The sequence below is a fragment of the Enterococcus sp. 12F9_DIV0723 genome (assembly GCF_002174375.1).
GTDB lineage: Bacteria > Bacillota > Bacilli > Lactobacillales > Enterococcaceae > Enterococcus_A > Enterococcus_A gilvus.
Genome location: NZ_NIBK01000001.1, coordinates 937,970 through 955,591, shown reverse-complemented (window position 1 = coordinate 955,591; position 17,622 = coordinate 937,970). Strand labels below are relative to the sequence as shown.

14 protein-coding genes and 1 other annotated feature are annotated in these 17,622 nt (G+C 42.2%); of the genes, 1 reads left to right on the top strand and 13 read right to left on the bottom strand.

Features of this window, described 5'->3' with window-relative positions; all coding sequences use genetic code 11:
- Window positions 1-51: 51 nt before the first annotated feature.
- From rlmN to A5868_RS04670, 3 genes are all read right to left on the bottom strand, one after another.
- Window positions 52-1,119 (bottom strand): 23S rRNA (adenine(2503)-C(2))-methyltransferase RlmN, encoded by a 1,068-nt coding sequence (rlmN, locus tag A5868_RS04680; RefSeq protein ID WP_086305598.1) that lies wholly within the window; start codon window positions 1,117-1,119, stop codon window positions 52-54.
- Window positions 1,120-1,381: 262 nt separating this feature from the next.
- On the bottom strand, window positions 1,382-2,164 hold the full coding sequence (locus A5868_RS04675; protein WP_086305597.1) for a glycyl-radical enzyme activating protein: 783 nt from the start codon (window positions 2,162-2,164) through the stop codon (window positions 1,382-1,384).
- Window positions 2,165-2,178: 14 nt separating this feature from the next.
- Entirely contained in the window at window positions 2,179-4,527 is a 2,349-nt protein-coding gene (locus A5868_RS04670) for a formate C-acetyltransferase (RefSeq protein WP_086305596.1), read from the bottom strand.
- Between the two features lie 168 nt (window positions 4,528-4,695).
- Here A5868_RS04670 and A5868_RS04665 point away from each other — a divergent pair, with 168 nt between their 5' ends.
- Complete coding sequence (locus A5868_RS04665) at window positions 4,696-5,460, top strand: DeoR/GlpR family DNA-binding transcription regulator (protein ID WP_254908369.1); 765 nt, start codon at window positions 4,696-4,698, stop codon at window positions 5,458-5,460.
- 39 nt (window positions 5,461-5,499) lie between these two features.
- On the opposite strand, the gene A5868_RS04660 is transcribed toward A5868_RS04665, so the two are convergent.
- The 10 genes from A5868_RS04660 to A5868_RS04615 form a co-directional block, all read right to left on the bottom strand.
- Window positions 5,500-6,591, bottom strand: coding sequence for a PTS fructose transporter subunit EIIC (locus tag A5868_RS04660; RefSeq protein ID WP_086305595.1), 1,092 nt, complete (start codon window positions 6,589-6,591; stop codon window positions 5,500-5,502).
- Window positions 6,592-6,602: 11 nt separating this feature from the next.
- Window positions 6,603-6,914, bottom strand: coding sequence for a PTS fructose-like transporter subunit IIB (locus A5868_RS04655; protein ID WP_086305594.1), 312 nt, complete (start codon window positions 6,912-6,914; stop codon window positions 6,603-6,605).
- Window positions 6,915-6,942: 28 nt separating this feature from the next.
- Entirely contained in the window at window positions 6,943-7,404 is a 462-nt protein-coding gene (locus tag A5868_RS04650) for a PTS sugar transporter subunit IIA (RefSeq protein WP_086305593.1), read from the bottom strand.
- Between the two features lie 4 nt (window positions 7,405-7,408).
- A complete protein-coding gene (locus A5868_RS04645; protein WP_086305592.1) occupies window positions 7,409-9,355 on the bottom strand; it encodes a BglG family transcription antiterminator in 1,947 nt (648 codons plus the stop codon).
- A 305-nt stretch (window positions 9,356-9,660) separates the two neighbouring features.
- The gene (locus A5868_RS04640) at window positions 9,661-12,069 is read right to left on the bottom strand and encodes a DNA translocase FtsK (RefSeq protein ID WP_086305591.1); all 2,409 of its coding nucleotides are present in this window, start codon (window positions 12,067-12,069) and stop codon (window positions 9,661-9,663) included.
- A 114-nt stretch (window positions 12,070-12,183) separates the two neighbouring features.
- Window positions 12,184-13,011: a transporter substrate-binding domain-containing protein gene (locus A5868_RS04635; protein WP_086305590.1), complete on the bottom strand. Its 828-nt coding sequence runs from the start codon at window positions 13,009-13,011 to the stop codon at window positions 12,184-12,186.
- Window positions 13,012-13,037: 26 nt separating this feature from the next.
- Complete coding sequence (locus A5868_RS04630) at window positions 13,038-13,673, bottom strand: amino acid ABC transporter ATP-binding protein (protein WP_086305589.1); 636 nt, start codon at window positions 13,671-13,673, stop codon at window positions 13,038-13,040.
- Between the two features lie 13 nt (window positions 13,674-13,686).
- Window positions 13,687-14,328, bottom strand: a complete 642-nt coding sequence (locus A5868_RS04625; protein WP_010781432.1) for an amino acid ABC transporter permease — start codon at window positions 14,326-14,328, stop codon at window positions 13,687-13,689.
- A 421-nt stretch (window positions 14,329-14,749) separates the two neighbouring features.
- Window positions 14,750-14,975, bottom strand: a binding site (T-box leader).
- An 80-nt stretch (window positions 14,976-15,055) separates the two neighbouring features.
- On the bottom strand, window positions 15,056-16,147 hold the full coding sequence (locus tag A5868_RS04620; RefSeq protein WP_086305588.1) for a DUF871 domain-containing protein: 1,092 nt from the start codon (window positions 16,145-16,147) through the stop codon (window positions 15,056-15,058).
- Window positions 16,148-16,166: 19 nt separating this feature from the next.
- Window positions 16,167-17,555 carry a glycoside hydrolase family 1 protein gene (locus tag A5868_RS04615; RefSeq protein ID WP_010781434.1) on the bottom strand — a complete coding sequence of 463 codons (1,389 nt, stop codon included), beginning with the start codon at window positions 17,553-17,555 and terminating at the stop codon, window positions 16,167-16,169.
- Between the last annotated feature and the right edge of the window lie 67 nt (window positions 17,556-17,622).

Genomic DNA, 17,622 nt, shown 5'->3' with positions numbered 1-17,622 from the left:
TGTATCATACAACAAAAAAAACTCCTTCAAAAACTGAAGGAGATGTTTGTTTTATTTTGAGGCTGCTTTTTTCATTTGCTTACTACGTAGTTGTCCGCAGGCGGCATCGATGTCTGTACCATGTTCTTTTCGAATGACACAATTGATTCCGTTCTTTTTCAAGACATCATAAAAACGCAGAACATCTGCTTTACTACTGCGAGAATATTGGTCGTGTTCACTAACCGGGTTGTAAGGAATCAAGTTTACGTAAACCAGTTTTTTCTTGTCCTTCATCAAATCGGCTAATTGCTGTGCATGATCTGGACGGTCGTTTACTCCAGAGAGCATAATGTATTCAAATGTTACACGACGATTGGTTTCTTCTATATAATAATCCACTGCTTCCATCAATTTTTCGATTGGGAAGCTGCGGTTGATTCGCATGATGGATGAACGAACTTCATTGTTTGGTGCATGCAATGAGATGGCCAAATTGACCTGTAAACCATTTTCCGCAAATTTTTTGATTTTTGGTACTAAGCCGCTTGTTGAGACCGTAATATGGCGCGCGCCAATGGCCATTCCCTTGTCGTCGTTGATGACATGCAGAAAATCCATCACATTGTTGTAATTATCGAAGGGTTCTCCGATGCCCATAACAACAACATGTGAGACACGTTCTTCTTCGCCGCGTTCATCGAAATAGTGCTGCACGAGCATGATCTGTGCGACGATCTCGCCTGCCGTTAAATCCCGCTGTTTCTTTAATAACCCAGAAGCACAAAATGTGCAGCCAATATTACAGCCAACTTGAGTCGTCACACAGACAGACAACCCGTATTCTTGACGCATCAAGACCGTTTCGATCATTAAATGATCCGGTAGTTCAAATAAATATTTGACCGTCCCGTCGCTAGCTTCCTGCACGACCAATTGTTTTAACGGATTGATGATAAAATTTTCTTCTAACAAAGCAATTGTTTGTTTTGAAAGATTGCTCATTTCTGCAAACTCACTGACACGGCTGCGATAAAGCCATTCCCAAACTTGTGTTGCACGGAATTTCTTTTCCCCGTGTTCTAAAAACCATTCGACTAATTCTTCTCTTCTTAAACCATAAATTGAGGGTTTATCCAAAGTGTTACCTCCTAGTGCATTCTACCGAAGTGCTCGCCCCTCACTTTACTGGGGACTGCTTATTATTAAGGTGAAACCTCTTAGTAATCTCTTTTCCTTCGTGCGTTTCCCCTCACTTTCTTTCATATAAGTAAAAAAAAGCTGGAAACATTCGCTACATACTATAACTGATTCACAAAGAGAAAACAATCAACTTTGAAAAAAAGAAATGATTTCACAAAGTAATTGCTCATAAAAATAAAAAAGAGAGGCTCTACGCCTCTCAGTCTAACCCTTCAATATTGGCATGGATTCCAGCACATTGGAAGTCCTCCTTAATAGTTCTCACTTCTTCCGTGCTTAACGGTTGAACCTCCTTCATCGCGTATTCCCACCCTAAATAATCATATTTACTGCTGCCGTACTGATGAAAGGGCAATAGATGAACCTCTGTTAGTTTACGTTTTGTTAAAAAGTGAATAAGCTGCTGCCGATTTTCTTTATTCGTCGTGTATTCAGGAATCAACGGAACTCGAGGAATCACTTGGATGTGCGTTTGCGTCAAAAGATAATCCATGTTTTCTCTGACTGTTTTTGTATCCAGACCGATCACTTTTTTTGCTTCACAGCGGTCCATGATCTTTAAATCAAACAATACTTGATCAACATACGGTGTAAGCATTTTTAATCGCTCTACTGGAAAACAGCCCGTCGTTTCAATTGCTGTATGGACACCGAGATCGTGCAGCTCTTTTAAAAAAGCCGTCGCAAACTCGGCCTGCATTAACACCTCACCGCCAGAAAGCGTGACCCCGCCGCCAGATGTCCGATAAAAAATTTCATCCTTCAAGACAACCTCCAAAAGATCGTCTATGGTGCGCCACTCACCAATCTGTTCAGTTTTCCCATTTTTTGTCCACGTAGCGGGTGTTACTCTTTTACGTGATTCAGGATTTGAGCACCACGGGCAACGCAAAGGACATCCTTTCAAGAAAACCAGTGTTCGAATACCGCCGCCATCGTGAACCGAATACCGTTGAACATTAAAGACCAATCCTTGTTCCATTCCTATCCCTCACCCTACAATTGATGTTCAACACGTGCGATGATATCGTCTTGAATTTGTTTGTTTAAATCAACGAAAAAGGCGCTATACCCAGCTACGCGAACCAGCAATCCCGAATATTTTTCAGGATGTTTTTGAGCTTCTAACAACGTTTCTCTTGATTGAACATTGAATTGGACGTGTTGAATTTTTAACTTTGTAAACGCCAATAAAAAGTCGGCAAATTTGTTCAAGCCTTGCTGTCCTTTCAACGTGTTCGGTTGAAACTTTAGGTTCAGTAAGCTGCCATTCACCGTCAAGAAATTATCTAGCTTGCTGACAGACTTTAATACCGCTGTCGGCCCTAAATGATCGCGCCCGACCATCGGTGATAACCCGCCATCAGCTAATTGTTCCTGTGCTTTTCGACCATCAGGAGTCGCACCCACTGCTTCCCCTAATGGGATATGAGCTGAAACGGTATAGGCCCCAGGAATAAACTGTCCACCACGCACATTCTCGTATTTCCCTAATTCTTTGGCATAATGTCGGAAGAATGTTGCTGCAATGATATCTAGCTCGTCATCGTCGTTTCCAAATTTTTCAAAATCCTGGATCACATGCTGTTGCAGCGCAGCATAGTCACCTGTAAAATCAGACTCTAATGCATCCACTAACTCACTAAAGCGCATTTCCTTCTTTTCAAAAACCATTTTCTTGATGACATACATCGAGTCACTCAAGTTGGCTTCTCCAATGCCTTGCACTCCGGAAAAGTTGTAGCGAGCACCGCCTTCTGTGACATCCTTTCCATTTTCCAGACAGTCATTGATCAAGACAGATAAAAATGGGGTAGGCGCGTATTGCCGATGACCCAAATCCACGATATTCGATCCTTTAACTACCAACTCCACATAGTAATCGATTTTCTTTTCAATCGTTTCGACTAATTGGTCATAGGTCAAATCCGACTCGTTTCTCAATTCATAGATACTCAACTCCATGATCCGAAGCAGATTAAAAAGTGCAATATCGTGGAGACCGTAAGTTTTTCCAGGAATCGAAGTCTCCACACAGCCCACCGTCGCATAGTCTCGCGCGTCGTCGAGCGATACGCCTTTACTCAAAAATGCGGGAACACAGACATCGTCGTTGAATAATTGAGGGATACCTGTTCCCAAACGAATCGTTTCCACCGTTTTTAGTAAAAACCGGCGAGGGATCAATTCGTTCATTCTCACTGACAAGTTTGGCTGCGGCAACAGGATCTCATGGTAAAGTTCCAACATCACGAACGACAGCGGATTAACAGATGTGTGTCCCAATGCATCTAGCCCACCTAGAACAACGGTATAGCCAGTAGGAAATCCAGCGAAGCATTTTGCGCTGCTTTCAGAACGTAGAAGCACTACGTCATTTGTCTTCACATAAAAATCACCTAGCACTTCGTAAAGGAATTCTTTGTCCACGCCTTTATTTAGCGAGGCTTCGTAAAATGGATATAAATAGTGATCCATTCGTCCCAAAGAAAGGGAAGATGCATTTGATTCATACTGTCCAACGATACTGGTCATCCATAATAATTGAAGAGCCTCATAAAAGGATTCTGGCTTATCAATACTTAGTTTCCGGCACATTTCAGCGATTCGTTGCAGTTCTTGCCGTCTTTTTGGTTCTTTCTCGTCTTTTCCTAAAGACTCCGCCAATTCCCCATAGCGTAAGAAATGATCTTTCATCCCAATAAAAATGATTTTCCCAGCTTGGTAAAACAGGTTATCCGGGTCTTCCTTGATTTTCTCGTCTAACTTTCCAAGATAGCTGCCGATTCCACGTGATAGGATGCCGGGGAAATCCATAATAATGTGCCCTTGTCCCTTATCCGTTTGATTTAATTTGAAAACTTCCTCCTTCAAAGCTGTACTTACTTCTTCTGTCAGCTCACCATTGATGAAATCTTTCATTGAGCGCTTTTCCCAATATGGAAATAATTTTTCACGGTAGATTTTTTTATCCGCCTCTGTAAACTCAAATTGGTCCTGCGGTCGCGTATCGATCGTATCGATTTCTTTCATGATCCAATAAGGGTCCATTTCCGGTGAAAGAATCCCTGATCTCGGACGCACCGTTCGATTTCCGACTAACAATTCCCCTTCACGAATGCTTATTTCAACACTCCCTAAAATATGTGCGACTGCCTTTGCGCGGCGAATGATGGTAGGCTCGCCTTCTGTTTGACGATAACTTTCCGTATAAAGCAATGCGCGTTCCAATGAAATCTGACGCTTTTCTTTGAATAAATGACTCTTCATTGCTTGAATCCGTGGATTCCCTTTCATCACGAGATTTGCATTGTTTTGTTCCAAATCAATAACTCCTGTTCCCATTTTTTTCACTCCTCTTCTTCTATTCACACTTAGTATAGAAATATGTTTCGATTGAAACCACAGAATTCTTTGAATTACAGTAAAAAAGTTGGATTTGTTCACTTTTTCCCAAGTTTTAGATTGTTTTTGTTGGAATCTCATGCTACCGTTAAAAAAAGGGGGATGTTGATGTTTATGAAGGCTGCAGAAATTTCGCAACGCCGCAAAGAAATCACGGAACTTTTCTATCATCAAAATGAGCTGAAAGTTCGTGAATTAGTGAAAAAGTTTCATGTCTCTGATGAAACCATTCGAAAAGACTTAACCTACCTAGCGAAGGAAGGCATTATAGAAAAGCGGCACGGCAAAGCCACGTTAGTTCGTGAAAAAGAATTGGCTCCTGTCTTCCAACGTACCTCACAATTTGCTGAGAAGGAAGCATTGACACAAGCCGCATTAGATTGCATTACTTCTGACGACTATACTATCGGCCTCGATCAGGGAAGCACCTTGGCACTTTTGGCAAAAAAAATGGGGTCCTTGGAAAAGAAGCAGATTTTTACTAGCTCCCTTGCGGCCATCTCCCAACTTGCCCTCAGTCAACACAAACTCTTTTGTTTTGGCGGAGAATACTCTCCCGCAGATATGGCTTTTCGCAACAATGGCAGTGAGATATATCCCGATATTCAATTTGATCTTTGCTTTTTCGGCTCAAGCGGGGTCAAAAATCGCAAAGGCTTTTGTACATCGTCTTTGATTGACGCTGAAGCAAAACGTCGGATGCTAAAAAAATCTACAAAAAAAATCGTGCTTTTGGATCACACGAAATTTGAAAAAACTTCTCTCGTTCAAGTGGCTCCCTGGTCATCAGTAGATGTAGTCATTACTAGTAAAGAACTGCCTCTGGACTACAAGCGCATGATCAGTGCCTATGCGAAATTGATTTTAGTCTAGAAAAGAGGGCTCGAAACGACGTTCGATCCCTCTTTTTCTTTACATGATCTCGATATCTAGGTCGAAGTCATCCTCGATTCCCACTGCTTGACTTGATTCTTCAACAACGGGCTTCTTCAAGGCAATCACGATGCCTGCGGTAATTACTGAGCCGATGACTGTGCCTAAGATATAGACCAATGGATTTTGAGCAACGGGAGCAACGATCCATCCACCCCATGGTGCCGGGTTTCCAGCACCTAAGACCATCGCAATAGCTGCACCAATGGCACTTCCTATCATATTCGCCGGAATGCAGCGCAGCGGGTCAGCCGCCGCGAAGGGAATGGCTCCTTCTGAAATACCTACCATCCCCATGACAATGGCTGCTTTTCCAGAGTTCCGCTCCTCCACTGTAAACTTCTTCGGTGCAATGATCGTCGCTAATCCCATCGCAAGCGGCGGAATACAGATAGCTGCACCGATCCCAGCCATGATCGTCAAAGCAGTTTCACTAGGCAAGCCTGTCGCAGGATTGATCGTCCCTACCATCGCAGAGCCAAAACTAAAGGCCACTTTATTGATCGGTCCACCCATATCTGAAGCGATCATCGCACCTAAAATCAATCCCAGTACAACTAAATTTCCCGTTCCCATTGATTCTAACCACTTCGTCAACGCTGTCATCAAGGCCGCGATCGGCTGACCAATCACCCAATACATCAATGTACCAACAACCAGTGTACCAAACAATGGAATGATAAAAATTGGTCCTAATGAACGCAAGCTTGATGGCAACTTAATTTTCTTTAAATAAAACACGACGATCCCTGCGAGAATCCCGGATAATATTCCTCCTAAGAATCCTGCACCAATGTTACTGGCGATCAATCCGCCAATAATCCCTGGTGCCAGCCCAGGACGATCGACCATTGAAAAGGCGATATACCCAGACAAGATAGGGACCATCATACCTAATCCCGTGATACCAATAGTAGCAATGTCAGCCAACCAGCCTTTATCTGGAACGGAGGCATCTCCGGACAGCAGCACACTCAATGCTAACAAGATACCGCCCGCGACAACAAAAGGAATCATATACGAGACGCCAGTCATCAAATTTTTTCTAGTACCTTTTAATAATTCAATCATTGCTGTTCCTCCTATTTTGCTAATTTCTGCTGAATTTTTTTGACGATTGCTTCTCCTTTATTGATACAGTCTCCCGCGCTCACACGCACGACCGGTTTCCCTTTGAATCGCTCTTCGTTCTTGATCCCAATATTATTTGTCAGAATCACTACATCCGCACCAGTGATCTGCTCGATCGTCAACTCGTTCTCGATACCGATCGACCCTTGTGTTTCTACATGGATGTCTACATTATTTTTTTTAGCAGCAACCTCTAAGCTTTCAGCAGCAAGATAGGTGTGTGCCACTCCTGACGGACAAGCCGTTACAGCAACTAATTTCATACGTTTCTCTCCTTTTATGTTTTATTCACTAAGCGACTACGCTAGCCAGACTGTCATTCAGCAAGTCCACGATCTCTTGATCACTCGTTGCGTGCGCCAATGTTTCTCTGAATTCTTGATGAACCAACTTTCTTGATAACCCAGCGATTATTTTCAGGTGTTGATCGCCTTGACATTCTTCTGGAACAGCTAATAAAAAGACAAGCCCGACCCCTTCACCATCCAAACTCTGCCAATCTATTTTATTAGTCAATCGTCCAAAAGCGACGGTCGTTTCTTTGACATGAGCACTTTTCCCATGAGGAATGGCGATGCCAAAACCAATTCCAGTAGTTGTTAAGTTTTCTCGATCTACCACACTTTCTACATAGCCTGCATGGTCATGTAAACGTCCCGCCTGGTTGATACGATCTGCTAATATATTGATCGCTGCCATTTTTGAATCTGCGTCTATCGATAGATCTACTAATTCTTTCGTAATCACTTGCATATTTTTACCTCCCAATAATATCGTTATAAATTTCTACTGCCTCTCTATCTCCAAAAATACTTTTTAACTGTTTTTCCGACTGAACAATCTTATGAATGTCTGTCATCACTCCTCGTACAAGGGTCCGGTCACTTTTAGCAATGCACATCAATAAGATCGAATGCACTTTCCGTTTATCCCAAGTAATCGGCTTTGTCAAAGTGACGATCACGATCTTCGTCTGCAAAACATTTTGTGGTGATGCGTGCGGGATCGCTACTCCCGTTGCTAACGCGGTCTCACCAATCGTTTCTCGATCAAATACTTCTTTGCGAAACCCTCGTGTAACGATCTCCCCTTTTTCCAGCTTATCTATCAACCAATTCAAGCACGTTTGCTTATCTGAAAAATGCTTTTTCGTATAGATATACGCAACATCAATGACCTTTTTTAAAAATGGAAATGCCAAGTTTTCAGCTTCTTCAGATTCTTCTGAATAGAATAAATTCGAATAAAGGGCCGTGATATTTTTGATGTCTTCCTGAGTGACTAAGGTAGAGACCTGAATGATCGGCTTATTGACACTTTCTAATTTGATAGAGGAAATTATCAAATCAACATTATCCAAATTTTTCTTGTATAGCTTATCGAGCGTCGTAATCTCCGCGATATCTTGTGCGGGCAAAATTCGTTTGATTTTATTGAAAATCAATTCCGATGTTCCTACGCCATTGGGACAGACAATCAAAATCTTTTTACCGTTTTGACTTTTCTCCAGCGAGACTTGAAAATACATGGATACCAACGCCACTTCTTCATCGTTGAAATGGACGCCCAGCTTTTCTTCAGCATTGGCGAGCGCATACCAAGTGGCACTAAAGGTGATAGCATATTGACTTCGAATTTCATCGACCAACGGATTTGTGATGACGATCCCCATCTTCAATCGATAGATCATTGGAACAAAATGGCTGGCAAAACGTTCTTTTAATTGTGTGTCAGCCACAAAATCAACCTGCATGATCTCACTCATGTTTTTAATGATCTTTTTGATTGATTCCGCGTACCTTTCATAGCTCTTATGACTTTTACTGTTTAGCTTTACACCGTAACCGACCAGTTGACGATTGACGTAGGAGATATCTTCTTCGTCATACGTGACAGCATACGTGTCTGATACCCGCACAACTAATTCATTAGCGATCAAATACGTATCGATCAATTTAATTTGATCAAATAGAAATTCCTTTTCTTCAATGTGCTTGCCTCTAGTCAAACGGAAGCAGAACACCAACAGACGGATCATCAACGACTTTACGTAATGACCTGGAAAACAGAAAGCCGTTTGACTTCTCCATTCCGTAATTTGCTGGAACACAAGCGCTACTAACTGTTGTGGAAAGAAGTATCCCAACAAGTCTTTCGATTCTTTATTAAAAAGATGCTCTGTATCGACTCGATGAGTGTCTAAGTAATCTTCACAAAAACGAAATAAGCTATTTTGAATCTCCTCCTCGTTTCCTACAGCTTTTGTCCCTTGCTTCGTAGCGGCCAGCGTTAAACGATAGTTCTCAATGATTTTTTCTAAATCGCTCACGATCGAACTTGGACTTACATGAAACTGCTGAGAGAGCATTTGCTGCGTCACGGTCTCTTCGTTGATTACTAACTGTTTGACGATCTCCCATTGCCGCTCTTGTGAGCCAACAGCTTCTTCCGTGTTCACTCCAATGTGCTGCTCTAGAAAGTGCATTTTTTCTTCTACTGTTCCTTTTAGCAAAATACCAACACGCGGCTTTTTTTCCAAAACAAGCGGTTCTTTCTCCAATAAAAGTTGGATCTTCTTCAAGTCAGAATAGAGCGTCCGATTTGATTTTCCTAACTTCTCAGAGTAGAAAGACACTGGCAAATAATGCTCATTTTGAACCAGTAAGTGAAGTAATTTGGTTTGCCGTGAGTTCAACCCTTTCATTTTTGTTTCCTCCAATTGTAAGCGCTTATCAATCTAACAAAAAGATAGCACAGCCTTTTTCTATTGTATAACACATAAAAGTTCCACATTAATGTTGAAATTTATTGTTTCTTCTTTTTTTAGCTATAATTTCTCTATCTTTCACTACACAAAATGTTGATATAGCAGGCTTTTTATCCTTGTAGTCCTATATTAGACACGCGAAAAAAGAGGTGCATGGGAATTGAAATCACTGTCTTTTTGCACATTTGTGCAATCAATTAAAAACGCAACAAAAAAGCTTTGCCAAAAAATGGCAAAGCTTTTTATTCATCCAATGGATTTTCGGGTTCTTCTTCGGCTTTTTGCATAAAGACTTCCCGCGGCTTGCTGCCGGTTGAAGGCCCGATGACGCCGTGTTCTTCTAATTCATCCACGATCCGCGCTGCTCGATTATAGCCGATACGGAATCTTCGCTGCAACAAAGAGATGCTCGCTGTCTGCATATCCACTACTAATGCTTTTGCTTCTTCGTAAAGTTCATCCTGCGGTGTTTCTGATGGCGAAGAACTTGTTTCTTCTGTTGGCATCATTTTTTCTTCGTAGTGAGCTTCCTGCTGATCAGAAACAAACTCAACGATCTGTTCTACCTCGTGATCTGAAATAAACGCACCCTGAACACGGATCGGCTTGTTCTCTCCCATTGGCAAGAACAGCATATCTCCACGTCCTAGCAGTTTCTCCGCACCATTTCCATCAATGATCGTTCGCGAGTCCGTCCCGCTTGAAACAGCAAAGGCAATTCGTGACGGAACATTGGCCTTGATGATTCCGGTAATAACATCGACACTTGGACGTTGCGTCGCAAGGATCATATGGATACCCGCCGCCCGCGCCATCTGTGCCAAACGCGTAATCGCGTCTTCCACTTCATTGCTTGCGACCATCATTAAGTCTGCTAACTCATCCACTATGACAACAATAAATGGCAAGATCGGCCGGTTTTGACCGTCTTCCAAATTCTTCTGAATCACCAATTCGTTAAAGCCGGAAATATTTCGCACACCTGTTGCGGCAAATTTTTCGTATCGTTCTTCCATCTCCTGAACGACTTTTTGCAACGCTTGTGCGGCCTTTCTTGGATTCGTCACGACCGGCGTCAATAGATGAGGAATGCCGTTATACACATTCAATTCGACCATTTTCGGGTCGATCATCATCAATTTTACTTCATTTGGTTTTGCCCGCATTAAAATACTTGTAATGATCCCGTTGATTGCTACAGATTTACCACTACCAGTGGACCCAGCGATCAGCAAGTGGGGCATCTTCGTTAAATCTGCCACCCGTACCAATCCAGAGATGTCTCGACCTAATGGAACTTCCAGAATTTTATCTGGGTGGTTCGGTTGAGATTCGATGATATCGCGGAATGACACCGTACTGATCGTGCTGTTTGGCACTTCGATCCCAATCAAAGATTTCCCTGGGATCGGCGCTTCCATTCGGACATCCTTCGCTGCTAAAGCCAGCGCGATGTCATCGGTTAGATTGACGATTTTGCTGACCTTTACACCAACGGCCGGTTGGACCTCAAATTTCGTAACAGATGGTCCTAAGCTGGCTTTGACGACTTTGGCCTCTACACCGAAACTATTGAAAGTTTTCTCCAATACCTTGATATTTTGCTCGATCTTTTTGTATTCATCGCTTTGATCGGCAGCTGGAATTGAATCTAATAACGTTGACGGCGGCAACTGATAGTCATGATCCTCAGGCTCCGCGCTGATCTCAAATTCTAAATCACCTGGATCATCAATCTCCTCATCTTCAAGTGAGGCTTTTTTAGGTACAGGTGCGGCTGTCGTTCTTTCGGGCTCCAAATTTTCTTGAAACCCTTCGATCGGCACGAGCGTCATCTGCTCAGGTTCCTTAACTAAAGGCTCCTGGCTTTCTTTCGCCAATTGCTCCCCTGGTGTCATTGAACGAACCTTGTTTTTTTCTCGCTCGGCCAATTCGGCCTCCAGCTTGGCTTTTGCTGCCGCTTGCTTTTCAGCTTTGGCTTGCGCTTTTTGTGCTTGTCGTTCTTCTCTTTTTGCTGCCTTCAGTTCTTTTTTCTCATCAGATTCTGAGAATTTTTCCTGCATCATTTCGACAAAATTGCCTAAATAATCCGTTACTTGGTTGAATTCTAAAAGGCTGAACAAAAAAATACCCAATAGTAATAATAAGCCGGCAATCAAATAGCTGCCTACTTGCGATACGAGAAAGTGCGTTAAATTATAAAGCGCCGCACCTAGCATTCCGCCGCCGACATTTTGGGTTATTTGATTCCCTAAGAAATCTGTCATCAATAAATCCCAAGTCGTTTTTAAAATATTAGGATCTTTGCTTTCCACATTCGCAAACAAACGTGCATGAAGAATCAGCAATATTCCAAGGTAGAAAAAGCCGATCCCTACCCATCGTCGCGGTTTAGTCAATCGCAACTTGGTATTCTTTACAACGAGCAGCGTGCCATAAAGTCCTAACAGCAAGGCTAAAAATTGATACGTGTTTCCGCCTATCAGACGTAAGACATTCGCAATCAGATTTCCTAAGAACCCTAGCTTAAATAATGCAAAGACAGTAAATAATATAAATAAAAGTCCAATGCCGATGATCAGGCGCTGCTCTTGGAGTTGTTTTTGCTTTTTCGTTTTTCTTTTTTTCTTTGTACGCTTCTTTTGCGCCATGATATCCCTCTTTCCATTCTGTACCATTATACAAAAAAAAGAAGGCGAACAAAAGTTTTGCTCGCCTTTTCTTTCTGATTAAATAATGTTTAAATTTTTGGAGAGACATTTCGCTTATTCTTTAGGCAAGGACAATTCTTCCCCAAACCATTTTTTCGAGATCTCGCCGTATTTTCCATTTTCCTGCAGCTTCTTGAATGCTTCGTTGATTTTCTCAACCAATTTCTTGTCTCCTTTGCGTGCACCGACCGCAAAGTTTTCATTTTTGAATCCTACGCTGAAAATATTGTAGGCATCTAATTTATTTGCTTGCTTCAAGTAGTAATCCGCGTATACTTTATCGATCAATAGTCCGTTGATTCGATTGTTTTCAAGGTCGATCATCGCTTCATTGAAGCTGGCATACAACGTAGCGTCATTCTCTTTCACGATATCCTTCAGTGTTTTAGCTTGATTATTGAAGGCTTCATACCCTGAAGACCCTTCTTGCGCCCCTAAAACTTTATCCTTCATATCTTCTGGCTTCGTGATGCCGCTGTCCTTTTTAGTGACTAGGACTTGTTCATTCTGTGCATAAGCATCAGAAAATAAAACTTTCTTTTCGCGTGATTCTGTCACGGTGTAGCCATTCCAGATCAAGTCGATCGTGCCGTTTTCCAGTTCATTTTCCTTCATTGACCAATCAATTGGTTGAAAATCTGCTTTGATTCCGTATTCGTTAAACACTGCTTTGGCTAAATCAACGTCAAAACCAACGATTTTTCCATCTTCATCTTTAAATCCCATTGGAACGAATGTGTCATCTAAACCGATCGTCACCTTTTTATCTTTCTCAATCGTCTTCCAGCTTTCGTTGCTGCTCGCTTCTTTTTTGCCGCAGGCCGCTAACGTCACCAGTGTTAAAACAGCCACCATTCCCAAAATAATTTTTTTCATTTTCATACGTTACTCCTCCTAATGTTTATTTTTTATTTGATAGGTTCAACCTTCAATAACTGATCACCAATTTCTTCTGCAAAAATCAAATCGTGGGTAACAACAATTTGAGTCACTCCGTCCGCTTTTAATTCCAGGATCAAACTTGCCACTTGCTGACGCAACGCAGGATCTAGCGCACTGGTTGGCTCATCATACGCCAACACTTTCGGATTCATCGCCATCGCACGAGCAATCGCTAAACGTTGCTTTTGCCCGCCGGATAATTGATAGGGATAATTGTTCAATAATTCTTCAATGCCTAGCAAACTTGCTAAATGCTCGGCTTTATTCATATACGTTGCTTTGTCTTGCTTTAAGACCAGTCTAGGACCGATCGTGATATTGTCTAAGACACTTAAATGCGGGAACAATTGAAAATCTTGAAAGACGACCCCAACAACTTGTTCTTGTTCTTTCGAAGAAGTGGGATCGAAGGCGGCGCCATCTAGTAAAAAAGTGCCGCTATCTGCTCTTTCTAAACCAGCCAGGGTTCTCAGTAAGGTTGTTTTCCCACCACCGGAAGGGCCAACGATCGCTAATATCTGTCCATCCGGAATGACTAAGTCCAAATTATCGATCACCTTTTTATTTCCAAACGATTTGTTTACTTTTTTTAATTCGATCATTTTTTCCACCTGCCTAACGATAATAGTTCAAACGATTTTCTAGTTGCTTCAAGATCACTGAGGTCACCCCAGTCAACACTAAGTAAATGAGCGCTACCCCGAATAATGGCAGCAACGTCGTATCTCGTTCCATTGCGATCTTCCCAGCCCGCATCACATCTGACAATCCTAAGATATAAACAAGTGACGTATCTTTTACTAAATTAATGACTTCATTTCCGACAGAAGGTAAAACAATTTTAACGACCTGTGGAATGATGATTCGCGTGATCGTTTGAATCGGTGTCAATCCAATGACCTTCGATGCCTCGTATTGCCCAACTGGAATTGATTGAATCCCGCCACGGAAAATTTCTGCATAGTAAGCGGCGTAGTTCAATACGAAAGCAAATAATGCGGCTTCGAAACGGTCGAATATGATTCCCATCAATGGCAGACCATAAAAGACGAAAATCAATTGCAGCAGCAACGGCGTCCCTCGCATGATCCATACATAAAACTGTAAAATCCATTGTAACGGTTTAAAGCGGCTCGCCAATCCAAACGATAGCAAGATTCCTAACGGCAGTGAGCCCAATATCGTATAAGCAAATAATTTCAGTGTTATCGCTGCCCCTTGTAATAATTGCGGCATGACTTCGATCAAATAATTCATCCCAATATCCCTCCATTTTTTTGAAAGTTGTACGGCCTTTCAAAAGCTCTTAATCGTGACTTTTTTAATAAAGATAGAATTTGCTAGTGGCGGCTAACCTTTAATTCTTGATTAGAACTGACAGCTAATTCGTTTTAATGAGTTAACTTTTTCAAAAAACGAAAAAGTTAGTTTGACCCTCAGCACGCATACCATCCAACTACACAGTTACTTACTTAATTAGCAGAATGAAATTTTACTCACCCTCCACCTCATTGAACTGCGGAAAATCGGACTAGCAAAAACGCCCTCTGGTATCTCTACCAGAGGGCGTTGAATACGCGGTTCCACCTCATCTTTGTTCCCTTCTCGCGAAAAGAACCTCTACGGGTCTTTCATGATCCAGCAGGTAAAACTAAAAAAAGTCCTTTAGCCGCTAGGGCTAAAGGACGTAGTTACGTGGTTCCACCTTTTTTCATCGTCGTCTCACAACGAACGATCTCAACTGGTCAATCTGACCTCCGCTATAACGGGCTCTCCCGGACCAACCTACTTTCTTCAGTTGATCGACTCAAAGATGTGGTTCACAACTCATTGCCGTCTCTTTTCACCAACCAGAGACTCTCTGGGAACAAATGAACTGCTACTCTTCTTTTCACTGTCGTTTGATTAAGTTGAGTCATACTTTACACGCCTTTATTGGGTTTGTCAATAAAGATCATTCATCTTTTTTTCATTCGCTTCAAATTTAATTTTTAGGAACGAATTGAAATTTCGCCCAAGGCTTCAAAAAGTCCAGCATGATCACTTCTTCTTGCGGGATTTTTCCGACTAAATTTTTGCGAGAATCACTATGAGGTTCTAAAACAATCTGCAATTCATTTTTATATTTTCCAAATTCATCATTCCCTACAACGATGTCTCCCACTTGAAATTCTTGCGTATTGTCGTGAGCAGGATTTGCCTCGTTGGCATACTTCACTCGAACCATCGTTGACCGGACGGCTGTTGACGTAATATCACCCCGACGGAAATGCTTTGGATCAGCGACGATTTTGCGCTCGATTTCTGTTGCTTCAGGTACGAATTCAATGCCAAGACTTACTTTGTACCGATCGACGGCAGCTACTTTTTCCAATTCGTCATCAGAAGCATAGGCATTGCCGATGATGACTGTATCGATCACTCCCGTTGCAAACATGTGGCGTGCTTGTAAATCAATCGGCAGATGGCGATGCATCTCTAGTGTAGGTAAGCCATCATTGATATCCCATGGGCCGTACTCCGCATCATGGCTCGTAATAAACGCAGCCGTCTTAATGCCGTGTCCCTTGAAACGTTCACTGCAACTGATAAAAAAGTCGTAGGGCAAGGCAGAACCTTCTTGAGGATAGAAATTGTGACACCCATAGATAAATGGTTCGTTTGCTTCGTAGGATAAGATGTTGTCCAAATAAGCAACATTATTACTCATGTTCAGCTCAATGGCTAGACCCTCCGGATTATAACTCAGCATCGCCTCTTTATTTCCATCAAAGCCTTCATCCAACCGAATACCTTCTGCACCAAGTGCGGCGAAAAAGCTCAGGTCGTCATAAGAAATACCCAAATCATCAAAAATCGATGGCGCGATATCTAGAACTGTTTCAAACCCCAGATCCTTCGCGTAATGAATGATGCTACCGAATTTTTCACTGACTTTTTCTTTGCCTTCCGTCACTTCCAGCATACTCATGAAAATACGCGTATAGCCAAGCTCAGCCGCTTTTTTGATATACGCGCGATCCGCTTGCGGATCACTATGATCGGGATAGACCGAAATACCTAATTCACGTTTCATTCTCTTCCTCCAGTTATTCTTAGTCTGCTAATCCGTTTCGTTCAGTCACTTCTTTGAACCAGTAGCCTGATTTTTTAACAGTCTTGATTTGTGTATGAATATTATTTGAAATGAAACCGTAGCGGTTCTTATAGGAATTCAACCAAGACCAGCAGTCGATCGGTGTCCACATATGATAGCCAAAGCAATTTGATCCTTCTTCGATTCCTTTATGCAGCCATTCCAGATGTTCTTGGACAAAATCGATCCGATAATCGTCTTCGATCATGCCTGCCGTGTTTTTAAAGCGGTCTTCATTAGAAACACCCATACCATTTTCAGATACGTACCACGGAATGTTCTTATAGTTTTCTTTGATATTTACAGCGATATCGTAAAGTGCTTTCGGATAGATTTCCCATCCGCGGTCCAAATTCACTCGGCGACCAGGCATATCATATGCATCATAATACCGATCAGGCATCCACTCGCCAACGGAGTTTGGTGCAACATCGGGTGCTTTCACGCGATTCGGATGATAGAAGTTCACCCCTAAGAAATCAACCGTATTATTCTTTAAAATGTCTTTTTCTTCGTCCGTTGTTTCCCATAAAACCTTGTCCTTCGTCAACAGTTCCTCTAATTCAGCAGGGAAATGTCCATACACTGCGGGTTCCAAAAACATTTTATTGTTCCAAAGCTCCGCAATACGCGCAGCCTCTTGATCTTCCGGCGCGTCGGAGGCTGCATAAGTCGGTGTCAGATTTAGAATCGTTCCGATTTGCGCATTCTCAATGTTTAATTTGCGGAATGCTTGGATGGCTTTCGCAGAAGCTAAATTCAAATTGTAGGCCACTTGTACCGCTTTTTTTCCATCAACGATATTTGGATAGTGGAATTGGAATAAGTATTCGCCTTCTACTACCACCATTGGTTCATTGTGCGTCGCCCAGTATTTCACACGATCACCAAACAATTCAAAACATTTCTCAGCAAACCCTACATACAGATCCACCACTTTCTTTGATTCCCAGCCGCCGTATGTATCGTACAATTCTACTGGCAAATCAAAATGGTGCAGATTCATCACAGGTGTCATGCCCTCTGCCAACATTGTGTCGATCACATTGTTATAAAAGTCGACAGCGTCTTGATTCACCGTATTTGTTTCTAGGTCATCGATCAAGCGGCTCCATTGGATGCTGGTTCGCAGGCTGTTCATACCGATCGAGCGCATCATGGAAATGTCTTCTTTGTAGCTGTTGTAAAAATTCGAAGCGACATCCGGTCCTACATGATTATGGAATTTTTCTGGTTCGATCTCGAAATGATAGTCAAAGACATTCGCATGTTTTTTGTTGAAGCGTCCTTCGCTTTGTGGTCCAGATGTGGCTGCGCCCCACCAAAAATTTGTTGGAAAAGTTTTCATTATTGTTCTACCTCATTCTTAAAAATAGTATTTTTTAACGAATAAAGAGGGTGGAATCCAGTGATCC

Excerpts from the sequence above, each read along its gene's own strand:
- A5868_RS04675 (WP_086305597.1), bottom strand. The coding sequence starts at position 2,164 with ATGGAACAAGGATTGGTCTTTAATGTTCAACGGTATTCGGTTCACGAT.
- A5868_RS04670 (WP_086305596.1), bottom strand. The coding sequence starts at position 4,527 with ATGGGAACAGGAGTTATTGATTTGGAACAAAACAATGCAAATCTCGTG.
- A5868_RS04665 (WP_254908369.1), top strand. The coding sequence starts at position 4,696 with ATGTTTATGAAGGCTGCAGAAATTTCGCAACGCCGCAAAGAAATCACG.
- A5868_RS04660 (WP_086305595.1), bottom strand. The coding sequence starts at position 6,591 with ATGATTGAATTATTAAAAGGTACTAGAAAAAATTTGATGACTGGCGTC.
- A5868_RS04655 (WP_086305594.1), bottom strand. The coding sequence starts at position 6,914 with ATGAAATTAGTTGCTGTAACGGCTTGTCCGTCAGGAGTGGCACACACC.
- A5868_RS04650 (WP_086305593.1), bottom strand. The coding sequence starts at position 7,404 with ATGCAAGTGATTACGAAAGAATTAGTAGATCTATCGATAGACGCAGAT.
- A5868_RS04645 (WP_086305592.1), bottom strand. The coding sequence starts at position 9,355 with ATGAAAGGGTTGAACTCACGGCAAACCAAATTACTTCACTTACTGGTT.
- A5868_RS04640 (WP_086305591.1), bottom strand. The coding sequence starts at position 12,069 with ATGGCGCAAAAGAAGCGTACAAAGAAAAAAAGAAAAACGAAAAAGCAA.
- A5868_RS04635 (WP_086305590.1), bottom strand. The coding sequence starts at position 13,011 with ATGAAAATGAAAAAAATTATTTTGGGAATGGTGGCTGTTTTAACACTG.
- A5868_RS04630 (WP_086305589.1), bottom strand. The coding sequence starts at position 13,673 with ATGATCGAATTAAAAAAAGTAAACAAATCGTTTGGAAATAAAAAGGTG.
- A5868_RS04625 (WP_010781432.1), bottom strand. The coding sequence starts at position 14,328 with ATGAATTATTTGATCGAAGTCATGCCGCAATTATTACAAGGGGCAGCG.
- A5868_RS04620 (WP_086305588.1), bottom strand. The coding sequence starts at position 16,147 with ATGAAACGTGAATTAGGTATTTCGGTCTATCCCGATCATAGTGATCCG.
- A5868_RS04615 (WP_010781434.1), bottom strand. The coding sequence starts at position 17,555 with ATGAAAACTTTTCCAACAAATTTTTGGTGGGGCGCAGCCACATCTGGA.